The sequence below is a fragment of the Cupriavidus gilardii genome (genome assembly GCF_013314895.1).
GTDB classification, from domain to species: Bacteria; Pseudomonadota; Gammaproteobacteria; order Burkholderiales; family Burkholderiaceae; genus Cupriavidus; species Cupriavidus gilardii_C.
Map to the genome: position 1 here is coordinate 69,008 of NZ_JABTYE010000001.1, position 13,261 is coordinate 82,268.

Annotated in this window: 10 protein-coding genes; 8 read left to right on the forward strand and 2 right to left on the reverse strand. The window is 69.0% G+C overall.

Annotation, left to right across the window (positions count from 1 at the left end):
* Positions 1-59: 59 nt before the first annotated feature.
* Positions 60-1,091, reverse strand: a complete 1,032-nt coding sequence (locus HTY53_RS00320) for a serine/threonine protein kinase (protein WP_438820911.1) — start codon at positions 1,089-1,091, stop codon at positions 60-62.
* Between the two features lie 31 nt (positions 1,092-1,122).
* Entirely contained in the window at positions 1,123-2,646 is a 1,524-nt protein-coding gene (locus HTY53_RS00325) for a DEAD/DEAH box helicase (protein ID WP_174104416.1), read from the reverse strand.
* Between the two features lie 486 nt (positions 2,647-3,132).
* Here HTY53_RS00325 and miaB point away from each other — a divergent pair, with 486 nt between their 5' ends.
* The 8 genes from miaB (at position 3,133) to glyS (ending at position 13,232) form a co-directional block, all read left to right on the forward strand.
* Complete coding sequence (miaB, locus tag HTY53_RS00330) at positions 3,133-4,449, forward strand: tRNA (N6-isopentenyl adenosine(37)-C2)-methylthiotransferase MiaB (RefSeq protein WP_254599739.1); 1,317 nt, start codon at positions 3,133-3,135, stop codon at positions 4,447-4,449.
* Between the two features lie 66 nt (positions 4,450-4,515).
* On the forward strand, positions 4,516-5,511 hold the full coding sequence (locus HTY53_RS00335) for a PhoH family protein (protein WP_174104418.1): 996 nt from the start codon (positions 4,516-4,518) through the stop codon (positions 5,509-5,511).
* Position 5,512: 1 nt separating this feature from the next.
* Entirely contained in the window at positions 5,513-6,334 is an 822-nt protein-coding gene (gene ybeY / locus HTY53_RS00340; protein WP_174104419.1) for an rRNA maturation RNase YbeY, read from the forward strand.
* Between the two features lie 203 nt (positions 6,335-6,537).
* On the forward strand, positions 6,538-7,410 hold the full coding sequence (locus tag HTY53_RS00345; protein WP_174104420.1) for an HlyC/CorC family transporter: 873 nt from the start codon (positions 6,538-6,540) through the stop codon (positions 7,408-7,410).
* Positions 7,407-9,059, forward strand: coding sequence for an apolipoprotein N-acyltransferase (gene lnt, locus HTY53_RS00350; RefSeq protein ID WP_174104421.1), 1,653 nt, complete (start codon positions 7,407-7,409; stop codon positions 9,057-9,059). Before HTY53_RS00345 ends, lnt begins: the two co-directional genes overlap by 4 nt.
* A gap of 411 nt (positions 9,060-9,470) precedes the next feature.
* Positions 9,471-10,454, forward strand: a complete 984-nt coding sequence (gene glyQ, locus HTY53_RS00355; protein WP_174104422.1) for a glycine--tRNA ligase subunit alpha — start codon at positions 9,471-9,473, stop codon at positions 10,452-10,454.
* Positions 10,451-11,044, forward strand: coding sequence for a hypothetical protein (locus HTY53_RS00360; RefSeq protein WP_174104423.1), 594 nt, complete (start codon positions 10,451-10,453; stop codon positions 11,042-11,044). The genes glyQ and HTY53_RS00360 overlap by 4 nt, the downstream gene beginning before the upstream one ends.
* Before the next feature lie 64 nt (positions 11,045-11,108).
* Positions 11,109-13,232, forward strand: coding sequence for a glycine--tRNA ligase subunit beta (gene glyS, locus HTY53_RS00365; RefSeq protein WP_174104424.1), 2,124 nt, complete (start codon positions 11,109-11,111; stop codon positions 13,230-13,232).
* Positions 13,233-13,261 lie beyond the last annotated feature (29 nt).

The window sequence follows — 13,261 nt, forward strand, 5'->3', positions numbered from 1 at the left end:
AAGCGCATGGCGGGACCGGAGCGCTGCGATCGCGCCCCGTCGACCCCGGCATCAGCCGTTCAGGTCGACCACAGCGGCGGTTCGTCCATCAGCGCGATCTGTTCGCGCAATTCGAGGATGCGGTCCTGCCAGTAGCGCGCCGTGCCGAACCACGGAAACGCCGCCGGGAATGCCGGATCGTTCCAGCGGCTCGCCAGCCAGGCGCTGTAGTGCAGCAGGCGCAGCGTACGCAGCGCCTCGACCAGATGCAGCTCGCGCGGCGAGAACTCGGCGAAATCCTCGTAGCCGGCCACGATATCGGCCAGCTGGCCCTGCATCGAGGCGCGGTCGCCCTCCAGCAGCATCCAGAGGTCCTGCACCGCGGGGCCGGTCCGGCTGTCGTCGAAATCGACGAAATGCGGCCCGGAGTCGCGGCCGCGGGCCTGATCCGGTTCGATCCACAGCAGATTGCCGCGATGGCAGTCGCCATGCAGCCGCAGCGTCGTCACGTCGCCGGCGCGCTCGTAGCAGCGGCGCACGCCGTCGATCGCCATGTCGGCCACGGCCTGCCAGGCCGGCCGCAGATCGGCCGGGATGCAGCCCTGCGCCAGCAGCCAATCGCGCGGCGCCACGCCGAAGGTCTCGACATCGAGCGCGGGCCGATGCACATAGGGTTGGGTCGCACCGACGGCATGGATGCGGCCGATGAAACGGCCCAGCCAGGTCAGCGTGTCCGTGCGGTTGAGCTCCGGCTCGCGGCCGCCGCAGCGCGGGAACACGGCAAACCGAAAGCCCCCATGCGACAGCAGCGTGCCGCCGCCGCACGCAAGCGGCGGCACGGCCGGAATCTCGGCCTCGGCAAGCTGTTGCACGAAGGCATGTTCTTCCAGGATGGCTGCGTCGCTCCAGCGCCCGGGGCGGTAAAACTTCATCACCATCGGCGCGCCGTCCTCGACCCCCACCTGCCAGACCCGATTCTCGTAGCTGTTCAGCGCCAGCAGCCGGCCGTCCGGCATGAAGCCGGCCGCCTCGAGCGCATCGAGGATCAGATCGGGAGTCAGCCCCGCGAACGGAATGTCCGGCGAGGCGACGGGATCGGGCGACATCACCATGGCTAAGCGCTAGCTTAGGACACCGCGCGCGTCAGGACCCCTGCCGCGTGCGCTGTCCGCCGAGCAGCGCGGCCTGCGCGCCGGGCCGGCGGTTGCGCGACGGACCCGGGGAGCCGGCGGCGCTGCGCGGGGCCGACTGGGGGCGCTCGCTCTTGTCCGCCGCACGCGCGCCGCCCTTGGGCTGGCCGCCGCGCGTGGCGTTGCTCTCCTGCGCCGCACGCGCGGGCCGCGGCGGGCGCGCTTCGGCGCGGCGCTCGCCGGAGGCGCCGACGGCCGGCTTCGGCGAGCCGTTGCCGCCGGCGCGGCCGGAGGATCCGTTCGAGCCGCCATTGGCCTGCGGACGCCCGCGTCCACCGCCACCATTCTGGCCGCGCGCCTGCCGGCCCTTCTGGATCGGTTCGGGTGCGATATTCGGATCGGGTTCGAAGCCCGGCAGCACGATCTGCTCGAGCTGGCGCTTGATCAGCCGCTCGATGTCGCGCAGCAGGCCATGCTCGTCGACGCAGACCAGCGACACCGCCTCGCCCTCGGCGCCGGCGCGGCCGGTTCGGCCGATACGGTGCACATAGTCTTCCGGCACGTTCGGCAGGTCGAAGTTGACCACGTGGGGCAGCTGATCGATATCGATGCCGCGCGCGGCGATGTCGGTGGCCACCAGCAGCCGCAGCGTGCCGGCCTTGAACTCGGACAACGCACGCGTGCGCGCCGACTGGCTCTTGTTGCCGTGGATCGCCAGCGCCGACAGGCCTTCCTTGCTCAGCTGCTCGGCCAGCCGGTTGGCGCCGTGCTTGGTGCGCGTGAACACCAGCACCTGGTGCCAGTCGTGTTCGCGCACCAGATGGGCCAGCAGTTCGCGCTTGCGCTCGCGATCGACCGCATAGACGCGCTGCGCCACGGTTTCGGCCGTGGTGTTGCGGCGCGCGACCTCGATCGAGGCCGGGTTGTCGAGCAGGCGGTCGGCCAGCGCGCGGATCTCGTCGGAGAAGGTCGCGGAAAACAGCAGGTTCTGCCGCTTGGGCGGCAGCACGTTCAGGATCTTGCGGATGTCATGGATGAAGCCCATGTCGAGCATGCGGTCGGCCTCGTCCAGCACCAGCATCTCGACATGTGACAGATCGATGGTGCGCTGCCCCACGTGGTCGAGCAGACGGCCCGGCGTGGCCACCACGATATCGACGCCGCGCTTGAGCTGGTCGATCTGCGGATGGATGCCGACGCCGCCGAACATCACCATCGAGCGCAGGCGCAGATATTTGCCGTAGTTGCGCACGCTCTCTTCGACCTGCGCGGCCAGTTCGCGCGTCGGCGTCAGCACCAGCGCGCGGATGCGGGGCCGTTCGCCGCGCGCCGGCGGCTCGGCACGCGACAGCAGTTGCAGCATCGGCAAAGTGAAACCGGCGGTCTTGCCGGTACCGGTCTGGGCGCCGGCGAGCAGGTCGCCGCCCTTCAGAATCGCGGGAATGGCTTGCGCCTGGATCGGCGTGGGCGTGGTATAGCCCTGCTCCGCCACGGCGCGTACAAGCTTGTCAGACAAGCCTAGTTCGGAAAAAGACATGGAATTCGTTTCGGCCGCCCCTTGCGCACGGATGCGCCAATCGTCGGGGCCGGCATGGATAGTGGCGACTGGCCGGCTGCCGCCGTCATGGCCTGCATGGGCTGGACGAAGGGCGCCGGGGAAGCGGAACGACTGCCTCCGCTTCCAGGTTCGGAAGGCCCGTAGTGTATCAGCCCCGGCGCATTCGCACCGGACGCGCCACGGGGCGAGCGGGTAGAATAGCGGGCTGTCCCGCCTGCGCCGCCCGACCGGCCCGCTCGACAGCTCGCCCGGCAGCCGGCCAGCTCGGCGCTGCCCCCTGCGGCGGGCAACCAGACACTCCCTGAAGCATCCGATGCCCCCAGGTCAACCACTGAGATCGGCACCATGAATCCACGCTCCGAGGCCGCCGAAGCGGCCCCAACCGCGGCCCCAACCGCGGCCCAACCCGCGGCCGCCCCCTCCGCGCCCACGAAGAAGGTCTTCGTCAAGACCTACGGCTGCCAGATGAACGAGTACGACTCCGACAAGATGGTCGACGTCTTGCACGCCAGCCAGGGCCTGGAGAAGACCGACAATCCCGAAGAGGCCGACGTGATCCTGTTCAACACCTGCTCGGTGCGCGAGAAAGCGCAGGAGAAGGTGTTCTCGGAACTGGGACGGATGAAGGCGCTCAAGGCCGTCAAACCCGATCTGGTGATCGGCGTCGGCGGCTGCGTGGCCAGCCAGGAAGGCGCGGCCATCGTCTCGCGCGCGCCGTATGTCGACGTCGTGTTCGGCCCGCAGACGCTGCACCGGCTGCCGGACATGATCGCGCGCCGCCGCCAGAGCGGCCATTCGCAGGTCGACATTTCCTTTCCGGAGATCGAGAAGTTCGATCATCTGCCGCCGGCGCGTGTCGAGGGCCCGAGCGCCTTCGTGTCGATCATGGAAGGCTGCTCGAAGTACTGCAGCTACTGCGTGGTGCCCTACACCCGCGGCGAGGAAGTCTCGCGTCCCTTCGACGACGTGCTGGCCGAGATCGCCGGCCTGGCCGACCAGGGCGTGCGCGAGGTCACGCTGCTGGGGCAGAACGTCAACGCGTACCGCGGCCGGATGGGCGACACCAGCGAGATCGCCGACTTCGCGCTGCTGATCGAATATGTGGCCGAGATCCCCGGCATCGAGCGGATCCGCTACACCACCAGCCATCCGAAGGAATTCACCGCGCGGCTGATCGACGTCTATGCGCGCGTGCCCAAGCTGGTCGACCATCTGCACCTGCCGGTGCAGCACGCCTCGGACCGCATCCTGATGGCGATGAAGCGCGGCTACAGCGTGCTCGAATACAAGAGCATCATCCGCAAGCTGCGCGCGATCCGCCCGACCATGTCGATGTCGTCGGACTTCATCGTCGGCTTTCCCGGCGAGACCGATGCGGACTTCGACAAGCTGATGGCGATGGTCGAGGAGATCGGCTACGACACCTCGTTCTCGTTCATCTTCAGCCCGCGTCCCGGCACGCCGGCGGCGAACCTGCATGACGACACGCCGCACGAGGTCAAGCTGCGCCGGCTGCAGCGGCTGCAGGCAACGATCGAAGATAACGTGCAGCGCATCAGCCGCGGCATGGTCGGCACGGTGCAGCGCATCCTGGTCGAAGGCCCGGCGCGCAAGGACCCGACCGAACTGCACGGCCGCACCGAGAACAACCGCGTGGTGAATTTCGCGCTGCCCGGTGTGCCGCAGGCCAGCCGCGACCGGCTGATCGGCCAGATGGTCGAGGTGACCATCACCGAGGCCTTCCCGCATTCGCTGCGCGGCGAGATCGTGGTGCGCCAGTAAGCGCAATCCCGGCACGCCGCGCGCATGCCGGCGGCCGACGACGAACAAGAACGGAGCGCTCTCCCGATGAAAATTCCTTCCGCAGAATTCGTGGCGCCCAAGGACGACAACGCCCGCCTGCAGAATCTGTGCGGACCGCTGGACGAAAACCTGCGCCAGGTCGAGCAGGCGCTGGACGTCACGATCCAGCGGCGCGGTCACAAGATGACGGTGCGCGGCGCCAACGCCAACGAGGCCGCGGCCGCGCTGGAGCGCTTCTACAACCAGGCCCGCTCGCCGCTGTCGATCGACGACGTGCAGCTCGGCCTGATCGAGACGCGCCAGTACGCCGCGCACGTTGCCGGCCCGCCCGGCGTGGAAAACGACACGGGCGGCGACGCCGACGATGAATCGCCGGTCTTGCATACGCGCCGTACCGGCCTGGTCGGCCGCACCGCCGCGCAGCGCGACTATCTGCGCAATATCGTCTCGCACGACCTGACCATGGGCATCGGCCCGGCGGGCACCGGCAAGACCTATCTGGCGGTCGCCTGCGCGGTCGATGCGCTCGAGCGCGACGCGGTCAAGCGCATCGTGCTGACCCGGCCCGCGGTCGAGGCCGGCGAGCGGCTGGGCTTCCTGCCCGGCGATCTGGCGCAGAAGGTCGACCCGTATCTGCGTCCGCTGTACGACGCGCTGTACGACCTGCTGGGCTTCGACCGCACGCAGAAGATGTTCGAGCGGCAGATGATCGAGATCGCGCCGCTGGCCTATATGCGCGGCCGCACGCTGAACCACGCCTTCATCATCCTGGACGAGGCTCAGAACACCACGCCGGAGCAGATGAAGATGTTCCTGACCCGGATCGGCTTCGGCTCCAAGGCGGTGATCACCGGCGACATCACGCAGATCGACCTGCCGCGCGGCCAGAAGAGCGGCCTGATCGAAGCGCAGCACGTGCTGCGCGACGTGCGCGGGGTCGCCGCGACGCGCTTTACCAGCATCGACGTGGTGCGGCACCCGCTGGTGGCGCGCATCGTCGAGGCCTACGACGAATACCACGCCCAGCACAAGGACACCTGATTTGACCAGCAAGACATCGGCAAGAAGCGCGGCAAAAAGCGCGGCAAAAAATGCGGCAAAGAACGCGGCCAACAGCGCGACCACCGGCAACGCCCCCAGCCTGATCCTGTTCGACGGCGAAGGCCGCGCCCGCAAGAGCGCCGCGCACGCGCTGCGCGTGCAGCTGCCCGATGGCCGCAGCCTGACCGTGGATCTGTCGCAAGCGGCCGACGGCGTGGTGTCGCTGCTGGCCGAGCACAGCGACCCGCACCAGCGCGCCGGCCTGCTGGCCCGTCCCGACAGCCACGACGCGCTGGCGGTGGCGGTCACCGCCACGCCGCAGCTGACCACCACCGGCACGCCGGCCACGCCGCCCGAACTGACGCTCGACGTGCAGTACGGCGACGGCATCCGCGGCCGCCGCGGCCTGCCGCCGCGCGCGCGTCTGCAGACCTGGCTGCGCTCGGCGCTGTTCGCCGACGCCCAGCTGACCGTGCGCTTCGTCGACGAGGAAGAAGGCCGTGCGCTGAACCGGGGCTTTCGCGGCAAGGACTACGCGACCAATGTGCTGACCTTCGCCTATGCCGAGCATGAGGACGATCCGGTCAGCGCCGACATCGTGCTGTGCTGCCCGGTGGTCGAGCGCGAGGCGCGCGAACAGGGCAAGCCGCTGGAAGCGCACTACGCCCATCTGCTGGTGCACGGCGCGCTGCACGCGCAGGGCTACGAGCACGAGGACGACGCCGAGGCCGAGGAGATGGAGGCGATCGAAACCGAGACGCTGCTGGCGCTGGGCTTTGCCGACCCGTACCGCGACGACCGCGGTCCGCGCCTGGGGCACTGAGGGATGAGCCTGCGGGGTGACGGGGGGCGACGCTTGCCCTCTCGCCCGGCCCCTCTGCCGCAAGCGGCGGGGAAAAAACCGGCCAGTGCGATCCCGGCGCCGCATCGAACCGGTCGGCGGCGCCAGCCCGCGGCCGCCGCCGCCTGAACCGAAAAACAATTGGTGTATGCTTGCTCCGGTATCCACCACGCGCAACTTGCGCCATGAACGACCCTTACCCTAGTTCGAAGGCGGTCGACCGGCCCCGGTCCCTGCTCGAACGACTGAGCGATCTGATTTCTCCCGAGCCCGAATCGCGGGCAGAATTGCTCGAAGTCCTCCAGGACGCCCACGCCCGCAATCTGATCGACGCCGAGTCGCTCTCGATGATCGAAGGCGTGTTCCAGGTCTCGGAATTGACGGCGCGCGACATCATGGTGCCCCGGGCCCAGATGGACGCGGTCAATATCGCCGACGCGCCGGAAACCTTCATCCCCTTCATGCAGGAAACCGCGCACTCGCGCTTTCCGGTCTACGAAGGCAGCCGCGACAACATCATCGGCGTCCTGCTCGCCAAGGACCTGCTGCGCTACTACACCGACAGCGACTTCGACCTGCGCGAGATGCTGCGGCCTGCGGTCTTCATCCCCGAGTCCAAGCGTCTGAACATCCTGCTGCGCGAATTCCGCAACAATCGCAACCACATCGCGATCGTGGTCGACGAGTACGGCGGTGTGGCCGGACTGGTCACGATCGAGGACGTGCTGGAACAGATCGTCGGCGACATCGAGGACGAATTCGATCTCGATGAGGACGACGACAATATCGTGCCGCTGCCCGACGGCAGCTGGCGCGTGCACGGGTTGACCGAGATCGAGCAGTTCAACGAGGCCTTCGGCACCCAGTTCCCCGACGACGACGTCGATACGGTCGGCGGCCTGCTGACCAACCACGTCGGCCACGTGCCGCACCGTGGGGAAATCATCACGCTGCCGCCGCTGCGTTTCGAGGTGCTGCGCGCCGACGCGCGCCAGCTGCATCTGCTGCTGGTCCGGCGCGACGCGACCGCGGTCACCGACGCCGTGGCCAACGCATGAAGCGGCTGGCGCAGGGCTGGAACGGCGCCGCCGCTGCCGAACTGGAACCACCGCTGAGCGAGGCGCGCCGCGCGCGTGCGCGCTGGGGCCGCCTGCTGCTGGCCGGCGTGCTGGGCGTCGCCCATACCCAGGCATTCGCGCCGCGCGACTGGTGGTGGCTGCAACTGCTGGCGCTGGCAGGCCTGGCCGCGCTGCTGTTCGACACGCGCCGCGCCCGCGATGCCGCCGCGCTCGGCTACGCCTTCGGACTGGGCTGGTTCCTGTCCGGGATCTGGTGGGTCTATATCAGCATGCACGTCTACGGCGAGATGCCGGCCTGGATGGCGGCGCTCGCGGTGCTGCTGTTCTCCGGCTACCTCGCGCTGTACCCCGCGCTGGCGGCCGCGGCCTGGCATCGCGCCACCGCGCCGCGGCGCTTCGATCCGGCCCGGCGCGCCGGCGCCTTCGGCCTGCTGGCCGCGCCGCTGGCGTTCGGCGCGGCCTGGGGCCTGTCCGAATGGCTGCGCGGCGTGATCTTCACCGGTTTCCCGTGGCTGGCCAGCGGCTACGCGCATACCGATGGTCCGCTGGCGGGCTACGCGCCGCTGCTCGGCGTCTACGGCATCAGCGCGCTGGCGGCAGTCTGTGCCGCCTGGCTGGCCGCGCTCGCGCGCGTCGCCCGCCCGACATCGGGGCACGATCGCCGTGCCGCCGCGCTGTCATCGAGGCTGGCGGTTCCGTTCGGGCTGGTGGTGCTGCTCGGTGCCGGCTGGCTGCTGGCCGGCCGTGCCTGGACCGAACCGGTGGGCGAGCCGCTGTCGGTGCGGCTGCTGCAGGGCAACGTGCCGCAGGACATCAAGTTCGAAGCGGCTGGCATCGCGCGCTCCAACGCGCTGTACCACGACATGATCACCGCGGCACCGGCCGACCTGGTGGTCACCCCCGAGACCGCGTTTCCGCTGATCCTGCAGGACATGCCGCCGGAGATCGCGCTGGCCCTGCGGCAGTTCAGCGTCGGCACCGGCACCGCGCTGCTGTTCGGCGCGGCCGGCGCCGACTCGCCGGTCGACTTCACCAACAGCGTGTTCGGCATCGGCCCCGAAATGCGGGGCCTGTACCGCTACGACAAACACCATCTGGTGCCCTTCGGCGAGTTCATTCCGTGGGGCTTCCGCTGGTTCGTCGACATGATGAAGATGCCGCTGGGCGACTTCCGCCGCGGTGGGCTGGCGCAGGCGCCGTTGCCGGTGCGCGGCGTCACGGTGGCGCCCAATATCTGCTACGAGGATCTGTTCGGCGAGGAAATCGCGCGCACGCTGCGCGGCCAGCCGCAACCGGCCAATGTGCTGGTCAACCTCACGAACCTGGCCTGGTTCGGCGACACCATCGCGCTGGACCAGCATCTGCAGATCTCGCGCATGCGGGCGCTGGAGACGCGCCGGCCGATGCTGCGCTCGACCAATACCGGCATGACGGCGGTGGTGGCGCCGGACGGCAGCGTGCAGGCGCGACTGGCGACCTTCACCACCGGCACGCTGAGCGCGCAGGTGCAGGGCACACGCGGGCTGACGCCCTATGTGCGGGTCGGCAACGTGCCGGCAGTGCTCGGCTGCCTGCTGGTGCTGCTGGTGGTGGCCTGGCGCGCAGGGCGCCCGACCACCGGCGCGTGAGCCTTACTGGATCACGCCCACCGCGATCGAAACCGCGGCAGCCGCCGCCATCACCGCCAGGGCGACCCGATAGGGCTTGTGCGAAAGAAACGACATGATGGTTGTCCCCGTTATCCTGGCGCCGACGGGCGCCTGCGCGGCGCCGTCCGCTGCCTCTGTCGAACAGCTTTTCAATAATGTATACAAAAATCGATAACGGCAGGCGCTTTGGAAACTTGAATGTCCTCGGGATTTACCCGAGGTCCTCGCCCACCTGCCCCGCCCTTCCCTTCGGCGGCTGCCGGGCAAAAACCCGCTAGAATTCTGGGTTTGGCAACGGCAGGACCGGCCGGCCCGGCCGCCCGTCCCATGCCCGCTTCCGCTTCGGTGGCCCGCCGCCGGGCCAACTCTCCGCGATCCGTCGTCTTCGTTATGCTGACCTTCCAACAAATGATCCTGACCTTGCAGTCCTACTGGGACCGGCAAGGATGCGCGCTGTTGCAACCCATCGATCTGGAGGTTGGCGCCGGTACCTCGCACGTGCATACCTTCCTGCGCGCGATCGGCCCCGAGCCGTGGCGCGCCGCCTATGTGCAACCGTCGCGCCGCCCGAAGGACGGCCGCTACGGCGAGAACCCCAACCGGTTGCAGCACTACTACCAGTACCAGGTGGTGCTCAAGCCCGCGCCCGAAAACATTCTCGAGCTGTACCTGGGCTCGCTCGAGGCGCTGGGCCTGGACCTGAAGCAGAACGACATCCGCTTCGTCGAGGACGACTGGGAAAATCCGACGCTGGGCGCCTGGGGCCTGGGCTGGGAGGTCTGGCTCAACGGCATGGAAGTGACCCAGTTCACCTACTTCCAGCAGGTCGGCGGCATCGACTGCAAGCCGATTACCGGCGAGATCACCTACGGCATCGAGCGGCTGGCGATGTATCTGCAGGGCGTCGAGAACGTCTACGACCTGGTCTGGACCGAGTGGGAGGAGAACGGCAAGACCCGCCGGCTGACCTACGGCGACGTCTATCACCAGAACGAGGTCGAGCAGTCGACCTACAACTTCGAGCAGAGCAATACCGAGATCCTGTTCCGCCATTTCGCCGAGCACGAGGGCGAGGCGAAGCGGCTGATGGGCGTCGGCGCCGACGGCGATGCCGCCCAGGCCACCAACGTCAAGCTGGCGCTGCCGGCCTACGAACAGGTGCTCAAGGCCGCCCACACCTTCAACCTGCTGGACGCGCGCGGTGCGATCTCGGTGACCGAGCGCGCCGCGTACATCGGCCGCATCCGCAATCTGTCGCGGCTGGTCGCCCAGGCCTACTACGAATCGCGCGAGGCGCTGGGCTTCCCGATGTGCGGGCCGGCCGGCGCGGACGCCACCGCCGCCGCCAAGCCTTCGATCGAGGCCGCCGCATGAATTCGATGGCACGCCGTGCGCTGTGCTGCGCGCTGGCGGTGGCCGCCGCGGGCGGCGCGCACGCCATCGTGCCGTCGGCCTATGCCCAGGCCTCGCAGGTGCTCTACCCCTCGGCCGAGCAGGCCAATGTCTGCGAAGGCGATTCGCAGGCGCTGCAGCAGGCCATCAACCGGCATCTGCAGCCGAACACCAATGCGATCGACCAGTGGACGCAACTGGTGCGCTCGATGTCATGCGATCTGTCCGGGTCGAAGGATCTGGGCTGGCGACGCGTGCCGCTGCGCGCCTACGAGAGCGCGATCCGCTATCCGCTGACCTGGGTAGAGACCGTACACCGCAACGGCCGGCAACGGCGCCTGGTGCGGACCTATCATTCGGCCTCGCAACTGCCGCCGCGGATCGACTTCTGGATCGGCGGCCGCATCGACGAGATCCGCTACGATCGCCGCCATCACCGCCTGTATGCGCGCTTCTCCGCTACCAGCGAGAAGCTGGCGGGCAACGCGCCGTCCGCGTGCCGCTCGACCACGCTGCAGTTCCGCCAGCAGCACGGGCTATGGCTGCTGTCCGGCGTCGAACCGCGCTGTTGAGCGCCGCTGAACCCTTTCGGCGCCGCCGATGCCGGCGTGCGCCACAAACCGTTGGAACCGATTCATGTCGCAACCCCTGACCGATTCGCTGCTGATCGAACTGTTCACCGAAGAGCTGCCGCCGAAGGCGCTGGCACGTCTGGGCGAGGCCTTCGCCCAAGGCCTGTTTGCCGGCCTGGCCGAGCGCGGCCTGCTCGACGACGGCAGCACGGTGACGCCGTATGCCACGCCGCGGCGCCTTGCCGCGCTGATCAGCGGCGTGCGCGCCAGTGCGCCGGACCGCGAGCAGCGTGAAAAGGTGCTGCCGGTGTCGGTGGCGCTGGACGCCGCCGGCGAGCCGACCGCGCCGCTGGCCAAGAAGCTGGCCGCGCTGGCCAAATCGGTCGGTGTCGAGGCAATCGACTGGCAGACGCTGGAGCGCGCCTCCGACGGCAAGGCCGAGGCGCTGTTCTACCGCTACACCGCGCGCGGCGCGGTGCTGGCCGACGGCCTGCAGGCCGCGCTGGACGAGACTATCGGCAAGCTGCCGATTCCGAAGGTGATGAGCTACCAGCGTCCGGACGGCAGCACGGTCCATTTTGTGCGCCCGGCCCACCGGCTGATCGCGCTGCATGGCGACAAGGTCGTGCCGGTCTCGGCGCTCGGGCTGGCCGCGGGCAACCGCACGCTGGGCCACCGCTTCCTGTCCGCGGGCGAGATCGAAATCCCGCACGCCGAGCGCTACGCCGCGCTGCTCGAGGACCAGGGCAAGGTGCTGGCCAGCTACGCGCAGCGGCGCGAGCGCATCCGTGACGGGCTGCTGGCCGCCGCCGGCGAAGATCGCGTGATCATGCCCGATGCGCTGCTCGACGAGGTCAACGCGCTGGTCGAATGGCCGGTCGTCTACGCCTGCCATTTCGAGGAGGCGTTCCTGGCAGTGCCGCAGGAATGCCTGATCCTGACGATGCAGACCAACCAGAAGTACTTCGCGCTGACCGACGCCAACGGCCAGTTGCGCAACCGCTTCCTGATCGTGTCGAACCTGGCCACCGACACGCCGCAGTCGATCATCGGCGGCAACGAGCGCGTGGTGCGCCCGCGCCTGGCCGACGCCAGGTTCTTCTTCGACCAGGACCGCAAGAAGACGCTGGCCTCGCGCGTGCCGCAGCTGGCCAACGTGGTCTATCACAACAAGATCGGCACCCAGCTCGACCGCGTGCAGCGGCTGCAGCAGATCGCCGGCCATATCGCCGATGCGATGGCCGCCGCCGGCGTGCCGGTCGACAAGGCGGCCGCGATGCGCGGCGCCGAACTGGCCAAGGCCGACCTGCTGACCGATATGGTCGGCGAATTCCCCGAACTGCAGGGCACGATGGGCACCTACTACGCCCGCCACGACGACGAGGCCGAAGAGGTCGCGCTGGCCTGCTCCGAACACTACCGCCCGCGCTTTGCCGGCGATGCGCTGCCGTCGAACTCGGTCAGCATCGCGGTCGCGCTGGCCGACAAGCTGGAGACGCTGGTCGGCATCTGGGGCATCGGCCTGCAGCCGACCGGCGAGAAAGATCCGTTCGCGCTGCGCCGCCACGCGCTGGGCATTCTGCGCATGCTGATCGAAACGCCGTTGCCGCTGGGCCTCGACGCGCTGCTGGCGCTGACCGAGCAGACCTTCGCCGGCGTGCCGGCGGTCAAGCCCGCGCGCGAGGACATCACCGATTTCCTGTACGACCGGGTGCGCGGCTACCTGAAGGACAAGGGCTACACCACCAACGAAGTCGAGGCGGTGGTCAGCCTGCGTCCGCAGCGGCTCGACGACATCCTCGGCCGCATGGAAGCCGTGCGCACCTTCGCCACGCTGCCCGAGGCGGCGGCGCTGGCAGCGGCCAACAAGCGGATCACCAATATCCTGCGCAAGAATACCGAGGCCGTGGGCGAGGTGGCGCCCGCGCTGTTCCAGGAAGAGGCCGAAGGCGCGCTGCATGCCGCCATCGACAACGTGCGGCCCGGCGTCGAGGCGGCCTTTGCCCGCGGCGACTTCACCGCCGCGCTGCGCGATCTGGCCCGGCTGCGCGACGCGGTCGACCGCTTCTTCGACGGCGTGATGGTGATGGCCGAGGACGCGCGGCTGCGCGCCAACCGCCTGGCCCTGCTGGCCTCGCTGCATGCGCTGGCCAACCGCGTTGCCGACATTTCGAAGCTGGCCGCTTGACCCGCGCATCGCACTTCGCCAGCCGCACC

Excerpts from the sequence above, each read along its gene's own strand:
- HTY53_RS00320 (WP_438820911.1), bottom strand. The coding sequence starts at position 1,091 with ATGGTGATGTCGCCCGATCCCGTCGCCTCGCCGGACATTCCGTTCGCG.
- HTY53_RS00325 (WP_174104416.1), bottom strand. The coding sequence starts at position 2,646 with ATGTCTTTTTCCGAACTAGGCTTGTCTGACAAGCTTGTACGCGCCGTG.
- miaB (WP_254599739.1), top strand. The coding sequence starts at position 3,133 with ATGAACGAGTACGACTCCGACAAGATGGTCGACGTCTTGCACGCCAGC.
- HTY53_RS00335 (WP_174104418.1), top strand. The coding sequence starts at position 4,516 with ATGAAAATTCCTTCCGCAGAATTCGTGGCGCCCAAGGACGACAACGCC.
- HTY53_RS00345 (WP_174104420.1), top strand. The coding sequence starts at position 6,538 with ATGAACGACCCTTACCCTAGTTCGAAGGCGGTCGACCGGCCCCGGTCC.
- lnt (WP_174104421.1), top strand. The coding sequence starts at position 7,407 with ATGAAGCGGCTGGCGCAGGGCTGGAACGGCGCCGCCGCTGCCGAACTG.
- glyQ (WP_174104422.1), top strand. The coding sequence starts at position 9,471 with ATGCTGACCTTCCAACAAATGATCCTGACCTTGCAGTCCTACTGGGAC.
- HTY53_RS00360 (WP_174104423.1), top strand. The coding sequence starts at position 10,451 with ATGAATTCGATGGCACGCCGTGCGCTGTGCTGCGCGCTGGCGGTGGCC.
- glyS (WP_174104424.1), top strand. The coding sequence starts at position 11,109 with ATGTCGCAACCCCTGACCGATTCGCTGCTGATCGAACTGTTCACCGAA.